Genomic DNA, 23213 nt, shown 5'->3' with positions numbered 1-23213 from the left:
GAGCTCTTTGCCTCACAGAAGTGCGCGACTAGGTCGCGCCAACCCCCTTGCGGGCGCGGCGCAGCAGTGGTGTCCTGGCGATAGGGGGTTTCTATGGCAGGCACAGAACTCGCTGATGCGCTCGGGTTTCTCAACGCCGACGACTACACGATCGCGCGCGAGGTGCTGCAACGCGGCATCGCGGCGATCTTCGCGATCGCCTTCGCCTCCGCGATTGCGCAGTTCCCCGCACTGCTCGGCGAGAACGGCCTGCTCCCCGCTCCGCGATTCATCGCCCGCACGTCGGGCCGCCGCCTGCCGAGCATCTTCAGGCTGCGGCCGTTTCGGTACAGCGACAGGATGCTGCGCGTCACTGCCTCGATCGGCGTCGCCCTTGCGGCATCCGTCGTTCTCGGGCTCCCGCAACTCGGCCCTCCCTGGCTGCCCCTTCTCGTCTTTGTCCTGCTGTGGGTGCTGTACCTCTCGATCGTCAACATCGGGCAGGTGTTCTACGGGTTCGGCTGGGAATCGCTGCTGCTTGAGGCGGGCGCGATCGCCGCGTTTCTCGGTTCGAACGCGACGGCGCCTCCGCTGCTGGTGATCGTGTTCTTCTGGTGGCTCGTCGTGCGCGTCGAGCTCGGCGCTGGGCTCATCAAGATGCGCGGCGACAGCAGTTGGCGCGACCTGTCGGCCATGAGCTACCACCACGAGACGCAGCCGATGCCCGGGCCGTTCAGCCGGCTCGCCCATCTGATGCCGCCGTCGGTGCACCGCGCCGAAACACTCGGCAACCACATCGTTCAGCTCGGCATGCCCCTGCTGCTGTTCGCGCCGCAGCCGATCGCCAGCTGCGCCGCGGTGCTCATCGTCCTGACGCAGCTGTGGCTCGTCGTGACCGGAAACTTCGCCTGGCTCAACTGGATCACCATCGTCGTCGCGTTCTCGGCCGTGAGCGACTCCTTCTTCGCGTGGATCACGGGTCACGGCTGGCCGGGCTGGAGCTGGTTCAGTGTGCCGCTTGGCGCGCAGGGCGGGGCGGATGCTGCGCGAGACGCAGCATACTCGTCACCGATCTGGTGGCTCGCTCTCACGACCGCCGCCTTCCTCGTCGGTGCGTGGCTGAGCGTGCCCGCCGTGGCGAATCTGTTCTCGCGCCGGCAACTCATGAACGCGAGCTTCAACCGGCTCGGAATCGGCAACGCGTATGGGGCCTTCGGCAGCGTCACGCAGCTGCGGCGCGAGGTGGTGATCGAGGGCACGATGGCGGAGCATCCCGACGCCGACGACTGGCACGCGTACGAGTTCAAGGGCAAGCCGGGCGACGTGACGCGCACACCTCAGCAGTTCGCGCCATACCACCTGCGGCTTGACTGGCTCATGTGGTTTCTCGCGCTCGGCGATTGGAACGCCGTCTGGTTCGAGAGGCTGCTCGGCAAGCTGCTGCACGCCGACCGCGCGACCCTGCGGATGCTGCGACACGACCCGTTCGACGGGGCCGCTCCGCGCGCCATTCGCGCTCGCGTCTTCGCCTATCGATTTGCGACGCGCGCCGAGAAGCGCGCGACGGGCGCCGTGTGGGTGCGCGACGAGCTCGCGACCCTCGTGCCGCCCACTACACGAGCAGAATGGTGACTGCTACCCCTCGTTTGGGGCACGCCTTCACGGTACTGTGTATCTACGACATCGCCAGGCACTGCCGCGATCGTCGTTTGAGGAAGCCGGCCAGCGTGCGGTGGTTGGGGACCCGCCCGTTCTCGGGCGGTTCGCCGCGGTCGGCCTGGAGGCAGGATGGGGGCATCCTGCCTCCTTTCCTTGCCCTGGCGGGCTTCGCGCCAGCTGGCTGCAGTGCGCCGAGCTACTTCATGCGGCGGGTGCGGCGCATGGAGATCTCTGCCGCGCGATCGAGGCCGAAGCTGCGCCGGGCGAGGTGTCCGCCGATCGTCGTTCCAGCTGCGAGGCCGATGCCGACGGCGAGTGCGACGAACAGCTCGCCGAGCGCCGCGACGAGGCCCTGCGGGCCATCCATGAGCGTGTACAGGCCGCGGTACACGGTCAGTCCGGGAATGAGCCCGATGATGCCCGCCATCGTGAGAGCGGCCTCAGGAACGGTGATCCAGCGGTACACCAGGTAGCTCAGCACGCCGGCGACGACTCCCGCGATACCCGGTGCGAGTCCGGGGTCGGGCATCAGCGGCTGCACGATGAAGAAGACGGCGAAGACGGCTCCGGCAAGCGCGGCCATGATCGGCGCGATGATCAAGCGCACATACGACGTGAGAGCGAAGCCGATGCCGATGAGTCCTGCACCGACGATGCCCGCCCAAATATTGTCCGTGCGTCCGAGGGACGTGCCGACGTCAATGGGAATGCCGATGCGAAGAGCAAGACCGATGGTCAGCGAGATTCCGACCGCGAGACCGAGGGTCATCATGATCACCTCGAGGCCGCGTGACGATGCCGTGATGTAGTAGCCATCAATCGCGTCTCTGGCCGCAGCCGTCAATCCGATTCCGGACAGCAGCAGCATGATTCCCGAGATCACGATCACCGTCGGCTGAACTTCACTCGTCACCGCGAAGCCCAGCGTCCGCGTCCAGTAGAGCAGCCCGGCGATGGACGTGATGATGAAGGCGGCGGCCATCTGCACGAAGAACGCCGAGATGCCCCACTTCTCGAGACGCCGCGTGACGATGTCGGCGATGATCGCCGAAATGGCGGCCGCGAGAATCACGATGAAGCTCGCGTCGTACATGACGACGACCCCCGCGGCGAGAATCGCCTTTCCCGCCGAGACGACCCACCGGCGGTACGGGTGCGGCTGTCGCAGAATCTCGCTGAGGTGCTGGCGAGCGATATCGGGGTCGACGGGATCGGTTGCCGAGGTGATCTCGTCCATGAGCATGTAGACGTCGCGGAGCCGCGTGTAGTCGGTGGTGCGCACCTTGACGACGCGCATGACCGAGATCGGGTCTTCGTCGAGCCCGCGGTGCACCGACACTGTGATCGAGCTGAAGTGAATGTCGACGTGCACGCCGGAGATGCCGAAGCTCGAGCTGAGTCGAAGAAGCTGAGCAACCGTGTCGGCTGCCGACGCGCCCGTGGCGATCATCGTCTCGCCGACCCTGAGGCAGAGTTCGATCACCGATCGCGCGTGACGCTGTGACACGGCATCGTCGCTGCCCGGAAGCGCGATCCGCTGTGTGGGCATGCCCATGCCGCGCACCATGCCGCCGGCAAGCCCCTTCAGCGACTCGCCGAGTTTGGCGCGAAGCTGGCGCTGCCGTTTGCTCGCCTGCCCAGTCATGTACCTAGCGTAAAACCTCAGTCAATAGGCCGGTCGATCAAGCGTGAAAGCACGATCGACGACCGCGTGTGATCGACGTTAGGGGCGACGCGCACACGCTCGAGGGCGTCTTCGAGGGCCGGGATGCTGCGCGCTCTGATGTGCACCATGGCGTCGGCGCTGCCCGAGACCGTGCACGCTTCGACGACCTCGGGAACGTGGCTCATCATCTGCCGGAGTTCGTCGGGGGCGACGGTTCCTCGGCAGAAGAGCTCGACGTATGCTTCGGTGCGGCGCCCATCGATGGCGGGATCCACTTGCACGGTAAAACCGCGGATGACACCATCGGCGACGAGCCGGTCCACTCGACGCTTTACGGCGGATGCTGACAGCCCGACGACCTGCCCGATATCTCCGTACCCGGCACGTGCATTCTGTCGCAGCAAATCGATGATTCCGCGGTCGATATTGTCCATGCTGCGTATTCTAAGCGGCGAAAGTTGCGTATTCGCCGTCGATGACGCATGAAACCTGCAGTGGATCGGATTCATCGTCGTGACAGCGATGAGAAACTGGATGTGGAGGCGTGCCCGGATTCGATAGCGGCCGGGCCAAGAGGACAGCGTCCGCCGCATCTGAGATATTCACTGGAGACGCTATGACCAGCACCGAGTCCGTGACCGCATCCGCTCCCTTGGCAGAGCGCACGCCGAACCCTCGCACGTATCTGATGTGCCGTCCCGAGCACTACACGGTTTCCTACCGCATCAACCCGTGGATGGAGCCGACTCACCCGACCGACACGGCACGCGCCATTGCGCAGTGGCAGACCCTGTACGAGACGTACGTGTCGCTCGGGCACACGATCGAGCTGATTGACCCCCTCGAAGGTCTTCCTGACATGGTCTACACAGCGAATGGCGGCTTTGTCATCGACGGAACGGCCTACGGCGCGCGATTCACGTACCCGGAGCGCCAGCCCGAAGGTCCGGCGTTCATGAGCTGGTTCGATGCCAACGGCTTCGACGTCGTCGAGCCGAAGAACATCAACGAGGGCGAGGGCGATCTGCTGCTCGTCGGTGACACGATTCTCGCGGGCACCGGGTTCCGCACGAGCACCGACAGCCACCGCGAGGTCGCCGAGGTCTTCGGACGTGAGGTCGTCTCGCTCAACCTCGTGAACCCGAGCTTCTACCACCTCGACACGGCGATCTCCGTGCTCGATCCGCTCACGGGCGACGACGACGCCAACATCGCCTACCTGCCGAGCGCCTTCGACGACGCCTCGCGCGCGATCCTCGAGAAGCGCTACCCCGACGCCATCCACGTGAGCGAAGAGGACTCCCGCATTCTGGGGCTCAACTCGATCTCCGACGGGTACAACGTCGTGATCGCCGAGCGGGCGACAGGCTTCGAGGCGCAGCTGCGTGAGCGCGGGTACAACCCGATCGGCGTCGACCTCTCTGAGCTGCTGCTCGGCGGAGGCGGCGTCAAGTGCTGCACGCTCGAACTCCGCCGCTGACGGTCAGCTGAGGCCTCCAGCGCCAAAAACTGCTCGAGGGCGACACATACTTGAGTCGCCGCCGCCCAATTCTTGGCGCTCGACGGCGCAGCGCGGGTCGCGTTGGACTCGGAGCGTGAGGGATGCGCGGGCAGAGCAGTGACTCAACAGCATCCGGGTAGGCTGGATTGCCGCGCTGCGCAAGAGACCGGGAGGATGCCGTGACGGACGTGCTCGTCGTCATCCCGACTTACAACGAGCGGGCGAACATCGCCGACGTCGTCTCGCGTGTGAGGGCGGCCGTCCCCGACGCTCACGTGCTCGTAGTCGACGATGCCTCGCCAGACGGCACCGGCGCGCTCGCCGATGAGCTGGCAGCATCCGATTCTCGCATCTCGGTTCTGCACCGCCCGGGAAAGCAGGGGCTGGGCGCCGCGTACTCACACGCGTTCGCGTGGGGGCTCGAGCGCGGGTTTGCGCGGCTTGTCGAGATGGATGCCGACGGATCGCACGTGCCCGAGCAGCTTGCGGACTTGCTCGCGGCCGCGGATGCTGGGGCGGATCTGGTGCTCGGCTCCCGCTGGGTCACCGGCGGAGGTATCGAGAACTGGCCGTGGCAGAGGCGGATGCTGTCACGGGGCGGCAGCGCGTATGCGCGATGGGTGCTCGGCATGCCGTACCGCGATGTGACGGGCGGCTACCGCGTGTTCTCGAGCGACGCGCTGCGCCGAATCAGCCGCGGCGACGTGCACAGTCAGGGCTACGGATTTCAAGTGGACATGCTGTGGCATGCGCACCGTGCGGGCCTGCGAATCGTCGAAGTGCCGATCACGTTCGTCGAACGCACGAAGGGCCGGTCGAAGATGAGCGGCGGAATCGTGTTCGAAGCGATGTGGCGCGTAACGCTGTGGGGCATCGCCGCGCTGCCGCAGCGATTCCGTGCCACGCGTCAATGACCGGCTCGGACATCGCTCACGCGCGTGCTGTGAGGTGGCTGATGCTGGAGGGTGGCGCCTCGAGCTGGTCGACGACCATGACGGCGAAGTCCTCAGCGCTGATCCATGAGACGCCGGCGTCGTCGACGAGCAGCGTGTCGGTGCCGAGAACGTAGGAGCCGGTGCGCCGCCCCGGTTCGATGACCGCGGGAGGGCTCACGTATACCCAGTCGGCGCGGGAGCGCGTGCATTCGTCGTGCTGCTCGACGCTGGCGCGGGCGAACGTCTGCCACTCGGAAGGAACGAAGCGAGCGTCATCGATGACGAGGCCGGTGCCATCCGGGGTCTTCAGGGGCGCGGAGCCGCCGATCACGCAGACGCGACGCCGCGCATCCTGAGCCGCGGCGAGCACGATGCGCGCCGGGTCGCGCACCAGGTGCTCTGCTCCGGGAGCGGGGCGCGTGGCAAGCACGAGCGCGTCATTGCCGTGAGCGAGAGCGCGCATGGCGGCGGCATCCGTGGCGTCGGCCGCGATCGGCGACATGTTGCTGGCAGCATCCGCTCGCTTAGATCGTGACACGGCGGTAACGGCGTGACCGCGCTGTGCTGCCTCTGCTGCGATGCGTGCGCCGATCATTCCGGTTGCTCCGATCACGGCGATTCTCATTGGGGCGTCCTTTCGGTGGCAGCGAGCGACGTTGTCGAGGTGCTTGGCTGGTAGGTGAGTCTGCGGTCGGTATGTGGATGTGCGCGGCGTCGTTTCGGCGGAGTGAGCTGCGAGGCGACGATCGCGGCAAGCGCGAGGGCGAAGCCCGCCAGCTGCGCGAGTGTGAATGTCTCACCAAGCACGAGGGCTCCGAGCAATGCAGCGACAAGCGGAGAGAGCAGTGCCAACACGGCGACAGCCGTGACGGGTAGTGAGCGGATGCCGCTGAACCAGAGGGTGTACGCGAGGAGGCCACCGACGATGCCGAGCCAGGCGTAGCCGAGCGCGGCATCCGCGTCGATCACTGCGGGCACGCCCTCGACAGTGAGCGCAATCGGAAGAAGAACGAGCCCGCCCGCGGTCAGTTGCCACCCCGCGAGGGCGACGCCGGAGACGCCTTCTGGGCGGCCCCACTTCTTGGTGAGCACCACGCCGAGTCCCATGGAGACGGGGCCCAGGAGTCCGGCGACGATTCCGACGACATCGAGCGACGCCGACGAGCGAAGCACGACGAGGGCGACACCGACGACGCCCACCAGCCCCCACAGCATGCGCCACGTCGAGAGGCGTTCTCTGAGGATGGGCACGACGAGCAGCGCGACGATGAGTGGCTGGAATGCGCCGAGGGTGGCCGCGACACCGCCGGGGAGGCGGTACGCGGCAAGAAACAGAAGCGGAAAGAAGGCGCCGATGTTCAGGATGCCGAGGATCGCCGATTTCAGCCACCACGATCCGCGGGGGAGGCGCCGTGCAATTGCAATGGCGAGGAGGTCTGCGGGCAGTGCCCGCACGAGCGATGCGAACAGCGGATGATCGGCGGGGAGCAGCTCAGTCGTCACGATGTATGTCGTTCCCCAGACGGCGGGTGCGAGTGCCGTGAGGGCGGTCGTTGTCAGTTTCATCGTTTCTCTTAACGTTGAACACTTGAATGCTCAGACAATATCGCGATGTAAACTCGACGTCAAATAGTTCAGCGTTGAAAGGTCGAACATGGCGGACAGCGTCGACAGGATCATCGCCCAGTGGAACGCCACAGAACCCGAACTCGACGTGAGCGCGATGGGAATCATCGGCCGCATCTCACGACTCGAGCGCGCACACGACGCGCAGATGCGCGAGGTCTTCGACCGGCACAATCTGCTGCGCGGCGAGTTCGACATTCTCGCGACGCTTGTGCGTGCTGATCCCCGCAGAGAAGGCCTGACCGCAGGACAACTCACGGCGCAGACGATGGTCACGTCAGGCGCAATCACGAATCGTCTCGACCGGCTTGTCGCGAAAGGCTACGTCACCCGGGAGGTGGACCCGGCCAACCGCCGTTCGGTGCGCGTGGAGCTCACCGCCGAGGGGCGAGACGTCGTGCAATCAGCGCTGCTCGATCATGTCGCCAATGAAGAGCGGATGCTGCAGAGCCTCAACGCTGAGCAGCGGGCGGAGCTCGCCAGCCTGCTGAGTCGACTGCTCTCCGCCCACGAGAGCGAGTGACCGCGAGTCACTGAAGTGAGGCCTCATGCGCCCATAGTCGGAAATGCCGGGCGACACTCCGTTGCCGAGCGGGCGACACGCCGTAAGCGTCACCGCCGTTCCGACTATGTGAACGCGACGAGCGCGCTCAGAGGTCGAGCGGCAGCGGTTCGATTGCGGGAACAGCATCCGTTGCCAAGCGCGCATGCGTCTCGACGTCATACCGCTCGGTTCCGTAGCGGAGCTTCTCCCGCTGAATGCCCTCGGGTGCAAAGCCCGCTCGCGTCGCAACGTGGCACGAGGCAGGGTTGTCGACGCGGTGCCCGAGTTCAAGCCGGTGAATGCTCTGCTCGGTGAACGCCCACTGCGCGATCGTGGCGAGGGCGCGCGTCGCGATGCCTTGCCCGCGCGCCCGAACGGCGAGCCAATAGTAGGTCCACCCCGTGCTGTGACGGTACTCGATGTTGCTGATTCCGACATTGCCCACCGGCACGTCGTCGATGCACGCCGCGACGTTGACCGTCGATGCCTCGGCAGGCAGCGCGTCGCGAATGAACGCGCGGCACGATTCAACCGTGGAGACATCGGCGGTGCCCACCTGACGCACGAGGTCGGGCGACGTCGCGATGCACTCGAGCAGCGCGGCCGCGTCAGAGAGCTTCCACGGTCGCAAAGTGATCATGGTGCGACACTACAGGGGCGGATGCTGCGCAGGGCAGTGCCTCGTATAAAAGCTGTGCATCGATCACCCTCGCCGTGTTCGACGCGCACTGTGGATCAGGCGAAGCCCGCAGCGACCTCGTCGGCCTCCTGTGCAACGGGTGTGAGACGCGCGAGCTGCGTGACGTGCCTGGGCTCGAGCTCGGCGAGCGACGAGACCCCGAGAAGCTTCATGGTGCGCGTCAGTTCCGTGCGCAGAATCGAGATGGTGCGGTCGACCCCCTCACGCCCGCCGGCCATGAGCCCGTAGAGGTAGGCGCGCCCGATGAGCGTGAAGTCCGCGCCGAGGGCGACAGACGCGACGATGTCGGCTCCATTCATGATTCCGGTGTCCGTGATGATCGTCGCATCTCTGCCCAGCTCGCGACGCACGTGCGGCAGCAGGTGGAACGGAATCGGCGCTCGGTCGAGCTGGCGCCCGCCGTGGTTCGAGAGCACGATGCCGTCGACACCGAGATCGACGAGCTTCGCAGCATCCGCGACGGTCTGAACGCCCTTCACCACGATCTTGCCCGGCCACATGTCGCGAATCACATCGAGGTCCTCGTAGCTGATGGTCGGGTCCATCGCCGCGTCAAGCAGTTCGCCGACCGTTCCGCCGGTCGACGACAGCGAGGCGAACTCGAGCTTGGGCGTCGTGAGAAAGTCGAACCACCACCACGGCCGCGGAATGGCGTCGAGAATCGTCTTGAGCGTGAGCTGCGGCGGAATCGAGAATCCGTTGCGGGTGTCGCGCAGGCGTGCGCCGGCAACAGGCGTGTCGACCGTGAAGAAGAGGGTGTCGAATCCGGATGCTGCCGCCCGGCGCGTCAGCTCATAGGAGACGTCGCGGTCGCGCATGACGTACAGCTGAAACCAGTTGCGGCCGTGCGGATTGACCGCCTTGACGTCTTCGATCGACATCGTGCCGAGCGTCGAAAGCGTGAACGGAATGCCTGCCTCGCCCGCGGCTCCCGCGCCGGCCTCTTCGCCCTCGGTCTGCATGAGTCGCGTGAACCCTGTCGGGGCGATGCCGAACGGCAGCGCACTCGGGCCGCCGAGTATGGTCGTCGAGGTGTCGACGCTCGTCGCGGGGTGCAGAACGTCGGGGTGAAACTCGATGTCTTTGAATGCCTGACGCGCCCTGGCGATCGACAGCTCGGCCTCGGCGGCGCCGTCGGTGTAGTCGAAGGCCGCGGCCGGCGTGCGGCGCTTGGCGATCTCGCGCAGGTCTCCGATCGTCAGAGCGGCATCGAGCCGGCGCTTCTTGAGGTTGAGCTCCGGTGTCTTGAACTTCATGAGCTCAAAGATCTCTGCCGGGTTCGGGAGCTGGCGCTTAACCATTCTGCGCATCCTTTCCGTTGTTGATCTGGGCGTAGTAGCCCGTGATGTGGTCGCGCACGTGCGCGCGGGCAGCATCCGCGTCTCCCGCTCGTATCGCGGTGACGATGCGCGCGTGTTCTGCACGCAGCCGTGCAGCGGTCGCGAGCCAGTCGGGAATGCTCGCGCTCCCGGCCTGCACGTACGACTCGATCGCGCCGCGCAATCCGGCCATGGTCGCCGCGATCACGGCGTTGCCCGTCGCCTCGGCGAGCGACAAGTGGAACTGCGCGTCGAGTGCGAGAAACTCGGCGGGAGTCAGATCGTCACCGTTCATGGCGGTGAGCATTGCCTCGGCGTCGGTGAGATCCGGATGCTGTCGGGCGAGGTCCTCAGCGACCGACGCTTCGAGGACGAGGCGCGTCGCGACGATGTCGTGCATGGCGAAGCCCTTCGCAGCGACCTGAAGCCGCAGAAGCGCCGACATGCCGCCGCGCGGAGTCGCGACGATGATCGCACCCGCACCCGGCCCGGAACCCGTCGCCGTGCGGATGAGGCCGAGCACTTCGAGCACGCGAAGTGCTTCGCGAACGCTCGATCGGCCGACGCCGAGTTCGGCGGCGAGTGCGCGTTCCCCGGGCAGGCGGTCGCCGGGAACGAGCGTGCCGTCGAGCAGATCGGACTCCACGCGCGAGAGCACGGTCTCCCATGCACGCTTCTCGTCAGTCACGCCGCCTCCGGTCAATCGATGTGGTCAGACCACACGATACCATCGGCGCGCCGGGGGGAAAAGCGTCAGACGCCTCCGCCTCCGCCACCTCCGCCTCCGCCGCCGGCCGAACCTCCGCCGCTCGAGCCACCGGTACTCGACGAGGCGCTGACAGCAGTTGTCGACAACGTCGATATGCCGCTAGAGAACGCCGACGCGTTGAAACCGGCCGCACCGTAGTACCACGTCGGCGCGGCGGCACCGGTGTACTGGTAGAGCACGACGAGCTGGTCGGCCCATTGCTTCTCTTGCCCGAAGATCACTGCAAACGGCAGGAGCTTCTCATAGAGGTGCAGCACTTGGCGCGGGTCGCTCGCATCGATGGTCCTGCGTTCCGCGCCGGTCGGCGATTGCAGCATCCTGATTCTGTCGGCCTCTGCCCACTCGATGAACTCCTTGAGACCTGCGAGGTGGTCGCGAAGCTCGGCTCCCCTGGGCGTCAGCGGTCGGTGCGCGACGAGCATGATGCATGCGACCCACGCGACGACGGCGCCGATCATGAGCAGAACGGGCAGCAGCGGCTCGACCTGCAGGTTGAGAGAGATGACGCCCAGTGCGACAGACGCGCCCGCGGCGAGAAAGCCGAGAATTGCGGGAGCTTTGACGGCCGTCGATGACACCGTTCGGCGGTACTCGCGTGACTTAAGCTGCGTCTTCGCCCACGTGATGATGTTCTGCGCCGTCTTCGACAGCCGTTTGTCTTGGCGGCCGAACTCGAAGACGGCACCGGCTGCCGGTGCGGGGCCGAAGAGACCGTATAGAAGCATGCGCCCATCACCGTCTGCCTTCGACGTGTCGACGAGCTGGGCCTGCAGCCGCGCGCCGCCGAAGAACTTTCTGCGACCCTCGATAATGCGGATGCTGCCGGAGACGGCCTGCTCGAGAACCTCGGCCGGGATCGCCTTCGCCTGCTTGCCGAGAAAGACGGCGGCCTGCAGTGCGTCGATGTCGTGCGGCGGCTCGTATTCGGCGATCACCCTGGGGCGTCCGGGCGCATCGCGGAGCTTCGTGACTCGCGTGTGGATGGCCGGGATCAGCAGGGCGACGGCGGCGAGCGTCACGACGAGCTGCAACCATCCCCACGCGCGGGCGAAGAACGACGTGTCGTACGGAACGAAAGTGCCGGGCTCGAATCCGACAGCGATGGAGGTCGTCTCGTACGGGGAAATGTCGCGGGCGTGCGCCGTCACGGTCGCGCCGCCATCAGCATCCGGAGTCGCCAGAATCGAGCAGGTGTCGGCGCTGCCCTGCGCTCCCCGGTAGCAGGACTGCTCGGCCGTCATCGCGGGCGCGAGGGATGCTGGGACGTGCAGCGTGGCCTCGATGGAGCCGAAGGGCTGCTTCCAGTCGACGCCGTTGACGTCCCAGTAGAACTCCTCGGTGTCGGTCTCGTCGAAGTACCACGTGACGTGCTGCAGCGTGTACGTGAACACGAAGGTCTGTGCCCCGTGCAGGTAGTCGTCAGCACGAGATGTCATCTGAAACGTGCCGTCTTCGGTGTCGGTCTCAGCGGGGCGCTCTGTGCCCGCGCCGTCGGTGATCGAGACAAGTTCGGGGTTGAGCGGCTGACCGTTATAGGTCGTCGGGATGCTGCGGCGCATTCCACGGTTCTGATCGGCGTCGGGAAAGACCGCCGTGAACTCTTCGACGACCGTGAGCGTGCTGTGGCCGTCGTCGTCGCGGCCGATGGTGTAGTCGACGTCGAGGCTCTGAAACTCGAAATCGTCGACGTCGGAGGGCGCGACGCCGAGCGCCATGACGGGCGAGGTGCCGTTGGGCTGCGCCGCTGCTGTCGCGTGGTTGAGCGACGTGGGCTCACCCGGTCTCTCGTCCGTCGGCACGGTCCCGGCCATGGCCGCCCCGGTCAGCATCGCTGCTGCCGCGGCGGCCGCACCGGTTGCGACCAGCGCACGTGCGATTCTCCCCATGAGGGGGAGTCTATCCAGGGGCAAGCGGGGCGCTTCAATGGGGAGGGGTACCCTCGATGAGTGCCGATCTCACCTCTTCCGCAACGCCACGGGCTCGATGCCGCGTGGGTGCGCACGCCGCGCGAGCGCCGTTGGAAGACCCTTCGGCAGTTTCTGATTGAGCGCTTGCCGAAGCTCGAGGCCGCGCGCATCGACGACATGCTCGCGAACGGGGAGTTCGCGGGCGATGACGGCCGTCCGTTCGCGGCAGACGCGCCGTATCGGCCGCACACGTTCGTGTGGTTCCATCGAGATCTGCGCGAGGAGGTCGAGGTTCCGTTCGACATTGACGTTCTGCACCGCGACGACCGCATTGTCGTCATTGACAAACCGCACTTTCTCTCGACGATTCCGCGCGGTCGGCACGTGACGCAGAGCGTCGTGGTGAAGGCGCGTCGTCTGCTCGATTTGCCGCAACTTGTTCCCGCTCATCGGCTTGACCGTGTGACAGCAGGAGTGCTGCTGCTCACGGCGGCGCGCGAGTGGCGCGGTGCATATCAGACGATGTTCGACCGCCGCGAGGTCGAGAAGGAGTATGAGGCGATCGCCAACGCGCCCGGCGACCGCGAGCTTCCGGCGACGGTGCGCAGCCACATCGTCAAGATTCACGGTGAGGTGCGTGCATACGAAGTAACCGATCGCGAGCCGAACGCCGAGACGCGCATTGAGCTGATCGAGCAGGCATCGGGCCTCGCGCGCTATCGAGCGACGCCGCATACCGGCAAGACGCACCAGATCCGCCTGCACATGAACGCTCTCGGTCTGCCGATCGTGAATGACCCGTTCTATCCCGAGGTCGTCGACACGTCGATTGACGACTTCTCGTCGCCGCTGCAGCTGCTCGCGAAGACACTGCGCTTCACAGACCCCGTTGACGGCACGATTCGGGAATTCACCAGCAGGCGAGAGCTGGCCGCGTGGTCGTCGCTCACCCCGTGAACGGATTGTCGCTCGGCACCCACGGCGGATCGACGTTGTGATCTTCGGCATAAGCGGTCGGAATGAGAATTTGACCGGGGTAGATCGTGCTGCGGCAATCGAAGCCGGGCTCGGCGTCGAGAGTCTCGAGCTGCCACCATCGGCGGTCAAAGCGATCGCAGATGACACTCGCAACATCGCCTGAAACAACCTCGTAGTACCAGAAGCCGCTCGCGTCGTGCCTGGCCTCGCCTGAGGCACCCTCGCGCGCACCGAGGTCTTCGATCTGCGCGGGATCGAATTCCGCTGCGGTGTCGTCGTGTTCGTCTGAAGAGTCGTTGGCGGGTGCAGGAACGCCTGTCGGCTCGGCGATGACGGACGGGGTGGGCCGCGGCGCCGGATCGTCCTGCGCCTCGCTCGATTCTGGCGGGGAACTCGAGCATGCGGCGAACGTGAGTGCGAGTCCGAGCGACAGTGCGCACAACAGCATCCCTGTCGACCTCGAGCGTCCCATGCGGAGGACTCTACCAGCCGGCTGGCTGCGGGGTGCTGCGCGAAACTCAGGCGGTATGGTGTCGGTAATCGCCGCAGATTCTGGAGGTGCGTGTGAGCGAATCGAACACTGTGACCTGGATCATCGGAGCAAGTTCGGGTGTCGGGGCTTCGAGCGCGCTTGCTCTTGCGGCATCCGGTCGCGTGCTCGCGCTCAGTGGTCGTCGCGTTGATGCCCTCGAGGTCGTGCGTGCGAAGGTGGAGCAGCGGGGCGGAAGGGCGATTGTCATTCCAATGGATGCTGCAGATGACGAGTCGACTCGGCAGGCGCTCGATCGCGTTCACGCCGAGGCGGGTGCCGTCGACGAGATCGTCTTCTGCGCGGGAATGAACGTCACGAAACGGCACTGGGACAAGCTGGAGATCGCGGAATTTCAGGCCGTGGTCGAGACCAACCTCACCTCTGTCGCGCGGGGAATTTCCGCTGTGCTGCCCGAGATGAGAAGCAGAGGGCGGGGTCGTGTCGTTGTGATCTCGTCGTGGGCCGGGTGGGCTTTCGGCCGAGGTGCTGGCGTTGCGTACTCGGCAAGCAAGACGGGACTGATTTCGCTCACGGAGTCGCTGAATGATCAGGAGAGCGCACATGGCATCAGCGCTACCGTGATCTGCCCTGGCGACATCGACACCGAATTCGTTGACAAGCGTCCGACGGTTCCGGATGCTGCGGCACGATCACGCATGTTGAGTCCTGATGACGTGGCGCGCGCCGTCGCGTTCGTGGTGGATTCTCCTGCGGATGTCTGTGTCAACGAGCTCGTCATTTCGCCGGTGCACAGTCACTCGTACGGAAAATAGGGCGTTGCAGAAGCGGAACCTTGTTGTTGTGCGCCTTCATAGCGCGTACGGGCACTCCGAGTAGCGCTTCGAGTGGTTTCACTCGTGCGTGTCGTGTGTCAGGGCCGCCGCGCTGTCAGGAACGCGGCCCGGTATCTCGTCCGTCGCCGGGCGGACCGCCGTTTTCACTGTTGGTTGTGCCTTCGGGCGCACTCGTCCGCGGTCTCGTCGCGTTGGTCCCGGGCCGGGGCGCACTCGTCTGTGGACCGGCCGCGCTCGTGCCTGGTTCGTCAGCACTGGTACCGCGTCCTGGCGCTCTCCGTTGCCCGAGGTAACCGCGGTTGACGTACCAGCCGGGCGGCACCACGCGTGGTCGGCCGTTGTTGTCGCGGGTGATGGCCCATTCTCCGTGTTCGACAACGCGGTGGTGCCACCAGCACAGTAGGACGCCGTTGGACAGGTCTGTTTTACCGCCGGTTTTCCATCCGTGAATGTGGTGTGCTCCGCACAACCAGGCGGGAATCTGGCAGTCGGGGACGGCGCAGGTGTTGCCGTCGCGTGCGATCAAGGCCAAGCGTTGATTCGGGGAGAACTCCCGGCTGGCATGTCCCTGGTCAAGCACTTCGCCGTGCTCGTCGATCTGCACGTGCCGGGTGTCGCCGTCGCATTGCATTTGCTGCACGTAGCTCATCGGCAACGCTGCCGGTGTTCCCGGCGACCACGCCGCGCCGGTTCCCGTGTTGAGGTTGCGTTCATCCACAGTCACCAGCACGGTCGGTCCTCGCCCGTGGAGTTTCGGTGCGGTCTTCTGCTTTCCGGTGCCGCTGATGATCGCGATGAACACATCGGCGCGTTCCTGCGGTTTCGACCGCTCCTCCGGCGCGTCATTGTTATCGGCTTGCTCGTCGGCATGCATAAACGTCGGTGACGTGCGTTTGGACATGTAGGCGTCGAACACGGGTGTCACTTGTGCTGCCTGTTCCGGTGACAAGGTGCCGGTGATCTTCAGACTGCCGTCGTCTTGGTGCCGGAACACGAGCTTCCGCGCCTGGTGGAGGTCTTCCGCCGACGGTTCCACACCGTCCGGGTCCAGCACGGCGCAGAACGCGCGGGCCTGCTGACGCAGGTTATCCGCTGACACCGGTGCTTCCCCGTTCGCGCCGGTCGCGTTGCCCAGCAGCGTGGCTTCTGCCCAGTCCATCTGCTCCGGCACCGCACGCGGGAGCACCGGTGCGAGTGTCGCGGTGATCGCTTCGGCAGCGTCCAAACCGATGACACCGTCGCTCAACGCCTGAGCGGTCTGCGGAAACACCGGGTCAAGCGGAAGCTCGGTGTCGGAGACGCGCGGTGTCGTGTGGGCGGCGAGTCTCGTGTACCGGTACGCGGTCGAGTTCTTCGCCCCCGTGATCTTCTCAAACAGTCCCGTCGCAGACGCCGCCCCATGACGAGCGGCGAGACCATCGAACCCGGCATCGGTGTCGGAGCGGAGAGCGATGTCGCCCACGTTGCCGACCTGGCGGCCCTCGACAAGACGAGCAATGTTTCCCAGCAGACCCGTGAACTCCAGAAGGGCGTCCGCCGAGAGCGCGCTCGGGTCTACATCGGTGAGGTCAGCAGCAGCCGCGAGTACATTCTCAGCGGCACGCACAGCGACAGCATCCGGGCCCATTTCGGACTCGTATCCGGGTGCTGCGGCTGCGTTCTCCATGCCAACAGTCTTCCAGCACCCACTGACATTGCCACCGACAGAAGACCCGGTCAAAACACCATTGTGGACAACCCGAAACACTCCTTGCCTGTGGAAGGAAGGTCGTCAGCCGTGGTGAGCCGAAGAGCTCGTGTTCGCTACCGTGCCATTGCGGGCCTCAAGCAGATTCTGCACTTCTGCGAGGGTCGCGAACATGATGTCGTTCACGGCTTTCTGCGCAGCATCCGGATCTCTGCGCGCAAGCGCCTCGGCCAGCTCGACGTGTCGGCCTGCTGACAGTGCATCGAGGCTCTGCGCCCTTGAATACGAGCGCGACGCATTGCTGCCGCGAATGTGCAGAGCCGTCGAGACGGTGTCGGCAAACTGCCCGATCACGGCGTTTCCCGTGCCCTCGAGCATGAGCCGGTGCAGATCGGCGTCGGCCATGAAGAACGTGTGCGGGTCGCGGTCTTCGTACGCGCGCTGCATCGCGTAGCCCGCCGCGACGACGGCCTCGCGATCGGCATCACTCATGCGCAGTGCCGCAAAGTGAGCGGCGGCATACTCGATGCCGAGGCGCAGCTCGAGGAGCTCGTACATCTGCTGCAGGTATTCGGATCCCTCGCCGCGCCACTGGACGACGTGCGGGTTGAGGAGGTCCCACTGATCGCGGGGTTGCACGCGCGTGCCACGCTGCGGTCGCGACTCGACGAGCCCCATCGAGCTGAGGGTGCGAATGCCTTCGCGAACGACCGAGCGTGAGATGTCGAGCTGCTCGCAGACCTGCTCGGCGTAGATGATCGAGCCGACCGGCAGCTCGCCGGTGACGATCTGCTGCCCGATCACGTCGACGACGCGGTCGTACAGGCCATGGCCTTTACGGGCGTTGAATCGAGTGCGCGGTGGCGGCAACGGCGGAGCATCGGACCGCCACGATATGACGTTCCGCGGGTCGTTCTCGCTCATGCGCTGTTCTCCCTCCGCCGACGGTGCCGTCTCAGTCTGCCTGGTAAGCCTCGGAAGGAATCTGAGTGGCGAGCTTGCCGCCGCTGACGTCGATGAGTGTTCCGGTGATGTACGAGGCCTGGTCTGAGGCGAGAAAGCAGATGAGGTTCGCGATGTCGTCTGTGCTTCCCCAGCGTCGTAGTGTGAGGGTATCGAGCAGTTCGCTCTGCTTGTCATCGGGGAGCTCGGCGAATCGGTTCATCTGCGTGGGGATCATGCCCGGTGCATACGCGTTCACCGTGATGTTCCATGGACCCAGCTCGCCCGCGAGTCCTCGCGTGAAGTGCGCAACAGCCGCCTTCGACGTGGCATAGGCGACGCTGCGAACGCGTGGCGAGATCGCAGCGAAGGATGCCGCATTGATGATGCGCCCCGAGCGCTGCTTCTTCATGTACGGCGCGACCGCCTGGCACATGAGGAAGGTGCCCTTGACGTTGACGTCTTGAATAAGGTCCCACGTGCGTTCGTCGAGCTCGTCAATGGGCGCATCGCCGACGACGCCGGCGTTGTTGACGAGGATGTCGATGCTTCCCAGATCGTTATGCGTCTCGGCGATTAGCTCGGCGATTCCCACAGAATCGCGGACGTCGCACGTATAGCCGCGCGAGCGCGGATCGATAGCGGCGAGTTCGCGCGCCACTCGAGCGATGTCGTCGTCGTTCAGGTCGCACGCAACCACGTGCACGCCTTCGCGAGCGAGAGAGAGGGCGATGTCTCGCCCAATACCGCGACCGGCTCCCGTGATGACGGCTGTCTTGCCGCCCAGTTCTATCTGCATCTCGGCTCCATTGCCCCGTGCCGCTCTCGCGGTCACGTTTTGATCACGCCATTGATACGTAATACTTATTGTATATACCCTAGAAGCAACGGCGCATCCGTGCCAGCCGCAGTGCAACGAAGCACAGGAGGTCAAGCAATGAAGTTTGGATCGGCAAAGCGAGTCGTGGCCCTAGCCGCGGCAGCGCTGCTCAGCGCAGGCGTGCTCACAGCCTGCAGCAGTGGCGGTGGAGATGATGGCGGGTCGAAGACCCTCAACGTCACCCTCGCCAATCACGTCTGGACAGACGTGATCACCAAGAAGATCAAGGAGTTCGAAGAGGATTCGGGCCTCACCGTTGAGATTAATCAGCTCAGCGAGGACCAGCTCGTCGACAACTACAAGGTCAAGCTCAACGCGGGGTCGAGTGATGTCGACGTCATGATGTACCGGCCTCTGCAGGTGGGCAAGCTCTTCGGACAGAGCGGCTACTTTGCCGACATCACCGACAGAGTCAACGACGCGGGCGACTGGAACTGGGATGACTTCCAGGCCGGGCCCGTCGGGCTCACCACGTACGAGGACATGGTCGTCGGCGTGCCGATGATCACCGAGAACGAGATGCTGTACTACCGCAAGGATCTTCTGGAGAAGTCAGGACTCGAGGTTCCGAAGACGATGGATGACCTGATGAACGCGGCGAAGACCATCAAAGAAGACAACGATGGCGTCGCCGGCATCGTCATGCGCAGCCAGGCTTCCGCGGCGGTCACGCAGTTCTCGGGATTCCTCTACAGCTTCGGCGGAACGTGGGAAGACGATTCGGGAAACTCCGCGATCGGCAGTGACGAGGCCAAGGAAGCGTATGCCTTCTACGGCAAGCTGCTGCACGACTACGGCCCCGACCAGATCAGCACAGACATGAGCTGGCCTGAGGCAGCGGCGATCTTCGCGCAGGGCGATGCCGGGTTCTGGATCGACGCATCGAGCCTGTACGAGAACGTGTACGACCCCGAGAAGTCGAAGGTCGGCGACCAGGTCGGCTTTGCGCCGTTCCCCGAGGGCCCGGCAGGTTCGAAGCCGTACAACGTCGCGGCGTGGGCGCTCGGCATCAACGCTGCGTCGCAGAATCAAGACAATGCATGGAAGTTCATCAAGTGGGCGACGAGTCCCGAGATGACGCTCGAGATTCAGAAGGAAGGCGTGCCGAGTGCCCGCACCTCGGTGTGGGAGAACCCCGAAGGCACGTCGAACTTCCCCGAAGAACTCGCCAAGGCGATCCAGGTGAACGGTGAGAACGGTGTCGGCAACGACCGCCCGCTCGTCATCGGCGTGGCCGAGGCTCGCGAGATCGTCGGTGCCCCGATCGTCGAGGCGATTACGGGCGGCGATTCGGATGCTGCGGCAGACGAAGCGAATCAGAAGTTCCAGGATCTCCTGGATTCCGAGAAGTAGCCGGCACTGATGTAGAAGACGGATGCTGTCGCGCGGCGCGTGCCTCGCGACAGCATCCGCCCCTCTCGCCGACACGAACGAGTGAGACGAATGACAACGACGTCGCTGAACAGATCCTCGGGTACCGAACGGGTCTCGCGGTGGGTCAATGATCACCGCAAGTGGATTTTCGCTGCGCCCGCGATGATCTTCACCGCCATTCTGATCGGTTTTCCGATCGGGTGGACCATCTACCTGAGCGTCACGGACGCGAAGGGTTCCGTGCGCGCCCCCGCCGACTTCATCGGTATCGAAAATTACATCGACGTTCTGACGGACGTCGATCGCTTCTGGCCTGCTGTGATGCGCACCGGCGTCTTCACGTTTGGTGCGCTGGCCGTTGAGCTGGTCGCCGGAATGGCGATCGCGTTGCTGTTGTGGCGGCCGTTCAAGGCGCAGAAGTGGGTGCGTGTGGCGATTCTGCTGCCGTTCGTTGCGACTCCGGTAGCGATCGCGATGATGTGGCGGCTGATCTTCGATCCGAACATCGGCTTCGCGAACCGCGTGCTCAGCTGGGTGGGCGTTCCACCGCAACCCTGGTTCTCTGAGCCGGCGACGACGCTGCCGACCTTGATGTTCGTTGATATTTGGGAATTCACTCCGATGATCGCGATCATTCTGCTGGCCGGGTTGACGTCGCTATCTGACGAGCCCGACGAAGCGGCGCGCATCGACGGTGCGAACGCGTGGCAGCGGTTCTGGTACGTGACGCTGCCGCTGCTGCGGCCGGTTGTGCTGGTCGCCGTGCTGCTGCGCTCGATCGATGCGCTCAAGACCTTCGACCTGCTCTATGTCGTCAAGGGGCAGGGCGGCGGGTCCTTCCACGAAGCCGAGACGCTGAACATCTACGTGTATGGGCTGAGCTTCAAATACAACGACTTTGGAACAGCATCCGCCGTGCTCATCATCTTCTTCTTGATGATTCTCGTGGTGATGTGGTTGCTGACGTTCCGCCGAAAGGGGGCGAAGCTGTGAGTGCGCAGACGATGACCCGCAGCGCTGACGAGGTGGCTAAGCGGCGCAGGCCCGGCCGGCTCAAGGCGTACAACTCATTCCGCGGCGTGATGATCGTCGCCGTCGTGCTGATCTTCTTGCTTCCTCTGGTGTGGATGGTGATGGCGTCGTTCAAGACGAACGTCGACATTCACGACACCACGAAGTCGTTCATCTTCACGCCGATTCTCGACAACTACTCGCACGTACTCGGCAACGACAGCTACCTGAACTTCGTGTGGAACAGCTTCTGGGTGGCATTCTGCGCGACTGGCATCTCGCTGCTCATCGGTGTGCCGGCCGCCTACTCGATGAGCCGCTTCAACATGCAGAAGTCGGCGCTGCTCGTGCTTCTCGCCCGCATCATCCCGGGCGTCAGCCTGCTGGTGCCGTGGTACTACGTCTTCGCGAACCTCGGCTGGGTCGGCGGTTACGGTGTGCTGATCATCTCGCACATGTTCATTCTGATCCCGATCAGCGTGTACATCATGATGTCGTTCTTCGACTCCATGCCGCTCGAACTCGAAGAGGCATCGCTTGTCGACGGGCTGACGCCGATCGGTGCGTTCCTGCGCATTCTGCTGCCGTTGTCTGTTCCGGGCATCGCGACCGCCGGCATCCTGTCGTTCATCTTCTCGTGGAACAACTTCATGTTCGCCCTCGTGCTCTCGGGGTCGAACACGAAGACGCTGCCGGTGGCCGTGTTTGACTTCGTGTCGTACGCGAGCATCGACTGGGGTGCGATCATGGCCGCGGCGTGCATCATGACGCTGCCGATCATCGTTGTCGCGCTGTTCGCGCAGAAGTACATCGTGTCGGGCCTGACGGCCGGCGCCACCAAGGGCTGACGGATGCTGTCGCGAATGAGCGCCGTGATGAAGACGGCGCCGGGCGAGGCCGGCGTCGGTCTCGGCGAGACAGATGTTCCCGAGCCGCAGGCCGGGTTCGCGCGCATCCGCGTGATCGCGACGGGAGTGTGCGGTACCGATCTGCACATCGCCCGCGACGAGTACGGCTACGAGGCGCCCGTCGTCATGGGGCACGAGATTCTCGGCGAGGTCGATGCCATCGGCGACGCTGCAGACGAGCATTGGGTGTCGCAGCGTGTCGCAACCGAGACGTACTTCAGCACGTGCGGACGCTGTGCCCCGTGCCGCGATGGTCGCATCAACCTGTGCCCGAATCGCCGTTCGATCGGCTCGTTCGAAAATGGCGGCTTTGCGCCGTATGTCTGCGTGCCCGTGGCAAATCTGCACGCGGTGCCCTCTGCAGACAAGGGGCAGGATGCCGGAATCGGCGCCGTACTCGCTGAGCCGCTCGCGTGTGTGGCGCACTGCCTGTGCGACCCGTCTGTCATCTCCCCAGGTGACGACGTGCTCGTCGTCGGTCCCGGCGCCATGGGGCAGCTCAGTGCGCAGGTGGCCCGCGCTCAGGGTGGTGTCGTGACGCTTGCCGGTTTACCGAAAGACGCCGAGCGGCTGCGCGTCGCGCGCGAGCTCGGCTTCAGCACGACGACGGAGGCTCCGGATGCTGAGAGCTTCGACGTCGTGCTCGAGGCGTCCGGGAGTGCTCCAGGAGCTGCGCTCGCGTTCTCGGCGGTTCGTCGCGCCGGCCGCTATGTTCAGGTCGGCATCTTCGGTCGCGACGTGCCGCTGCCGTTTGATGCCGTGCTCTACAAAGAGATCACGGTGACGAGCGGCTTCGCGTCGACACCGGCATCGTGGCGCCGTGCCATGACGCTCATCGAGGGAGGGCTTGTCGCGCTCGACCCGCTTGTCACGGAACGTGTTCGGATCGCCGAGTGGCAGCGCGCCTTCGAGAACATTCGCGAGGGACGCGGCATCAAGACGGTGATCGTCCCGGATTGATCGCGTGTCAACGGTCAGCGTGCGTGAGGGTGGATGCCGGAGGGGCGAGGCAGCGCGCGGGTCGCTGCCTCGCAGCATCCGGTCATCGGAATCCGCCGAAGTACACGAGAGCGCGAGCGTGCTTGGCCTCGCGCTCGACGCGCTCTAGCTCGTTCTGGTGCGCCGTGTACGGGTCGGTTTCGGAGCGCGGCCGACGCAGGCGGGCCACGAGCCGTGCGACCCATGACGTGCGGCGTTGGCGCCGCACACGCCGCGGTGGTTCCGATTCGGTTGGGGGCCGGAGTCTCGGCGGGTGCGAGGTTTCGGCCGTGTGGACGGGGGACTGCACTGTTGTGGTGTTCACTGTGTTCCTTGTGTTGTGGTGGAGCTCGTGCGGGCACGCTGAAGATCCCCGGCACGAATGCGCCAGGGCACGACGAACGTCGCGATGAGAAAGACGGTCGGAAGGCCCGCACGAAGGGGTGGCCGACCGGCATGACGGTTCTGCGACTACAGGAGTCGCAGAGCGAAGGGCACCGTGGTCAGGTGCTCAGTAAAGGGGA

Annotated in this window: 24 protein-coding genes; 10 read left to right on the top strand and 14 right to left on the bottom strand. The window is 65.0% G+C overall.

What is annotated here, in order from left to right; genetic code table 11:
• Window positions 1–93 precede the first annotated feature (93 nt).
• Window positions 94–1611 (top strand): lipase maturation factor family protein, encoded by a 1518-nt coding sequence (locus ATJ78_RS01295; RefSeq protein ID WP_098405950.1) that lies wholly within the window; start codon window positions 94–96, stop codon window positions 1609–1611.
• A 43-nt stretch (window positions 1612–1654) separates the two neighbouring features.
• Here ATJ78_RS01295 and ATJ78_RS16175 read toward each other — a convergent pair whose 3' ends face one another.
• The 3 genes from ATJ78_RS16175 to ATJ78_RS01285 are packed head-to-tail and all read right to left on the bottom strand — an operon-like array spanning window position 1655 to window position 3738.
• Window positions 1655–1777 carry a hypothetical protein gene (locus ATJ78_RS16175; RefSeq protein WP_281253351.1) on the bottom strand — a complete coding sequence of 41 codons (123 nt, stop codon included), beginning with the start codon at window positions 1775–1777 and terminating at the stop codon, window positions 1655–1657.
• Between the two features lie 57 nt (window positions 1778–1834).
• Entirely contained in the window at window positions 1835–3283 is a 1449-nt protein-coding gene (locus ATJ78_RS01290) for a threonine/serine exporter family protein (RefSeq protein WP_098405949.1), read from the bottom strand.
• Between the two features lie 17 nt (window positions 3284–3300).
• Window positions 3301–3738 (bottom strand): Lrp/AsnC family transcriptional regulator, encoded by a 438-nt coding sequence (locus tag ATJ78_RS01285; RefSeq protein WP_098405948.1) that lies wholly within the window; start codon window positions 3736–3738, stop codon window positions 3301–3303.
• A gap of 182 nt (window positions 3739–3920) precedes the next feature.
• Between ATJ78_RS01285 and ddaH the strand changes: the two genes are divergently transcribed.
• Both ddaH and ATJ78_RS01275 read left to right on the top strand, forming a co-directional pair.
• Entirely contained in the window at window positions 3921–4784 is an 864-nt protein-coding gene (gene ddaH / locus ATJ78_RS01280) for a dimethylargininase (RefSeq protein WP_098405947.1), read from the top strand.
• A 200-nt stretch (window positions 4785–4984) separates the two neighbouring features.
• Window positions 4985–5719, top strand: coding sequence for a polyprenol monophosphomannose synthase (locus ATJ78_RS01275; RefSeq protein WP_098405946.1), 735 nt, complete (start codon window positions 4985–4987; stop codon window positions 5717–5719).
• 16 nt (window positions 5720–5735) lie between these two features.
• Here the strand turns inward: ATJ78_RS01275 and ATJ78_RS01270 are convergent, their stop codons facing one another.
• Together ATJ78_RS01270 and ATJ78_RS01265 are read right to left on the bottom strand one after the other, a co-directional pair.
• On the bottom strand, window positions 5736–6365 hold the full coding sequence (locus ATJ78_RS01270) for an NAD(P)-dependent oxidoreductase (protein ID WP_098405945.1): 630 nt from the start codon (window positions 6363–6365) through the stop codon (window positions 5736–5738).
• The gene (locus ATJ78_RS01265) at window positions 6362–7306 is read right to left on the bottom strand and encodes an EamA family transporter (protein WP_098405944.1); all 945 of its coding nucleotides are present in this window, start codon (window positions 7304–7306) and stop codon (window positions 6362–6364) included. Before ATJ78_RS01265 ends, ATJ78_RS01270 begins: the two co-directional genes overlap by 4 nt.
• 88 nt (window positions 7307–7394) lie before the next feature.
• On the opposite strand from ATJ78_RS01265, the gene ATJ78_RS01260 reads away from it, so the two are divergent.
• On the top strand, window positions 7395–7889 hold the full coding sequence (locus ATJ78_RS01260; RefSeq protein WP_098405943.1) for a MarR family winged helix-turn-helix transcriptional regulator: 495 nt from the start codon (window positions 7395–7397) through the stop codon (window positions 7887–7889).
• Window positions 7890–8016: 127 nt separating this feature from the next.
• Here ATJ78_RS01260 and ATJ78_RS01255 read toward each other — a convergent pair whose 3' ends face one another.
• The 4 genes from ATJ78_RS01255 to ATJ78_RS01240 form a co-directional block, all read right to left on the bottom strand.
• Window positions 8017–8550 (bottom strand): GNAT family N-acetyltransferase, encoded by a 534-nt coding sequence (locus tag ATJ78_RS01255; RefSeq protein WP_098405942.1) that lies wholly within the window; start codon window positions 8548–8550, stop codon window positions 8017–8019.
• Between the two features lie 95 nt (window positions 8551–8645).
• Window positions 8646–9911: an alpha-hydroxy acid oxidase gene (locus ATJ78_RS01250; protein ID WP_098405941.1), complete on the bottom strand. Its 1266-nt coding sequence runs from the start codon at window positions 9909–9911 to the stop codon at window positions 8646–8648.
• On the bottom strand, window positions 9904–10617 hold the full coding sequence (locus tag ATJ78_RS01245) for a FadR/GntR family transcriptional regulator (protein ID WP_098405940.1): 714 nt from the start codon (window positions 10615–10617) through the stop codon (window positions 9904–9906). Before ATJ78_RS01245 ends, ATJ78_RS01250 begins: the two co-directional genes overlap by 8 nt.
• A 65-nt stretch (window positions 10618–10682) precedes the next feature.
• Window positions 10683–12584, bottom strand: a complete 1902-nt coding sequence (locus ATJ78_RS01240; RefSeq protein WP_098405939.1) for a DUF2207 domain-containing protein — start codon at window positions 12582–12584, stop codon at window positions 10683–10685.
• A 60-nt stretch (window positions 12585–12644) separates the two neighbouring features.
• On the opposite strand from ATJ78_RS01240, the gene ATJ78_RS01235 reads away from it, so the two are divergent.
• Complete coding sequence (locus ATJ78_RS01235) at window positions 12645–13562, top strand: pseudouridine synthase (RefSeq protein ID WP_098405938.1); 918 nt, start codon at window positions 12645–12647, stop codon at window positions 13560–13562.
• Here ATJ78_RS01235 and ATJ78_RS01230 read toward each other — a convergent pair.
• The gene (locus ATJ78_RS01230; protein ID WP_141897610.1) at window positions 13552–14055 is read right to left on the bottom strand and encodes a hypothetical protein; all 504 of its coding nucleotides are present in this window, start codon (window positions 14053–14055) and stop codon (window positions 13552–13554) included. The two genes, ATJ78_RS01235 and ATJ78_RS01230, sit on opposite strands and share 11 nt — an antisense overlap.
• Before the next feature lie 92 nt (window positions 14056–14147).
• On the opposite strand from ATJ78_RS01230, the gene ATJ78_RS01225 reads away from it, so the two are divergent.
• The gene (locus ATJ78_RS01225; protein WP_098405936.1) at window positions 14148–14888 is read left to right on the top strand and encodes an SDR family oxidoreductase; all 741 of its coding nucleotides are present in this window, start codon (window positions 14148–14150) and stop codon (window positions 14886–14888) included.
• A 115-nt stretch (window positions 14889–15003) separates the two neighbouring features.
• Here the strand turns inward: ATJ78_RS01225 and ATJ78_RS01220 are convergent, their stop codons facing one another.
• The 3 genes from ATJ78_RS01220 to ATJ78_RS01210 form a co-directional block, all read right to left on the bottom strand.
• On the bottom strand, window positions 15004–16575 hold the full coding sequence (locus ATJ78_RS01220) for an HNH endonuclease signature motif containing protein (protein WP_098405935.1): 1572 nt from the start codon (window positions 16573–16575) through the stop codon (window positions 15004–15006).
• Between the two features lie 105 nt (window positions 16576–16680).
• Window positions 16681–17520, bottom strand: a complete 840-nt coding sequence (locus ATJ78_RS01215) for a FadR/GntR family transcriptional regulator (protein WP_098405934.1) — start codon at window positions 17518–17520, stop codon at window positions 16681–16683.
• 31 nt (window positions 17521–17551) lie between these two features.
• Window positions 17552–18337 (bottom strand): SDR family NAD(P)-dependent oxidoreductase, encoded by a 786-nt coding sequence (locus tag ATJ78_RS01210; RefSeq protein ID WP_098405933.1) that lies wholly within the window; start codon window positions 18335–18337, stop codon window positions 17552–17554.
• Window positions 18338–18475: 138 nt separating this feature from the next.
• Between ATJ78_RS01210 and ATJ78_RS01205 the strand changes: the two genes are divergently transcribed.
• From ATJ78_RS01205 to ATJ78_RS01190, 4 genes are all read left to right on the top strand, one after another.
• Window positions 18476–19771 (top strand): ABC transporter substrate-binding protein, encoded by a 1296-nt coding sequence (locus tag ATJ78_RS01205; RefSeq protein ID WP_098405932.1) that lies wholly within the window; start codon window positions 18476–18478, stop codon window positions 19769–19771.
• A gap of 90 nt (window positions 19772–19861) precedes the next feature.
• Window positions 19862–20785 carry a carbohydrate ABC transporter permease gene (locus ATJ78_RS01200; RefSeq protein ID WP_245836159.1) on the top strand — a complete coding sequence of 308 codons (924 nt, stop codon included), beginning with the start codon at window positions 19862–19864 and terminating at the stop codon, window positions 20783–20785.
• Complete coding sequence (locus ATJ78_RS01195; protein ID WP_245836158.1) at window positions 20782–21651, top strand: carbohydrate ABC transporter permease; 870 nt, start codon at window positions 20782–20784, stop codon at window positions 21649–21651. Before ATJ78_RS01200 ends, ATJ78_RS01195 begins: the two co-directional genes overlap by 4 nt.
• Window positions 21652–21666: 15 nt before the next feature.
• A complete protein-coding gene (locus tag ATJ78_RS01190; RefSeq protein WP_098405931.1) occupies window positions 21667–22671 on the top strand; it encodes a zinc-dependent alcohol dehydrogenase in 1005 nt (334 codons plus the stop codon).
• Window positions 22672–22753: 82 nt separating this feature from the next.
• On the opposite strand, the gene ATJ78_RS15740 is transcribed toward ATJ78_RS01190, so the two are convergent.
• Complete coding sequence (locus ATJ78_RS15740) at window positions 22754–23014, bottom strand: hypothetical protein (RefSeq protein WP_143741353.1); 261 nt, start codon at window positions 23012–23014, stop codon at window positions 22754–22756.
• Window positions 23015–23213: the final 199 nt, after the last annotated feature.

Origin of the sequence: Paramicrobacterium agarici (assembly GCF_002563955.1) — a bacterium.
Classification (GTDB): Bacteria; Actinomycetota; Actinomycetes; order Actinomycetales; family Microbacteriaceae; genus Paramicrobacterium; species Paramicrobacterium agarici.
This window is presented reverse-complemented; position numbering and strand designations above follow the sequence as displayed.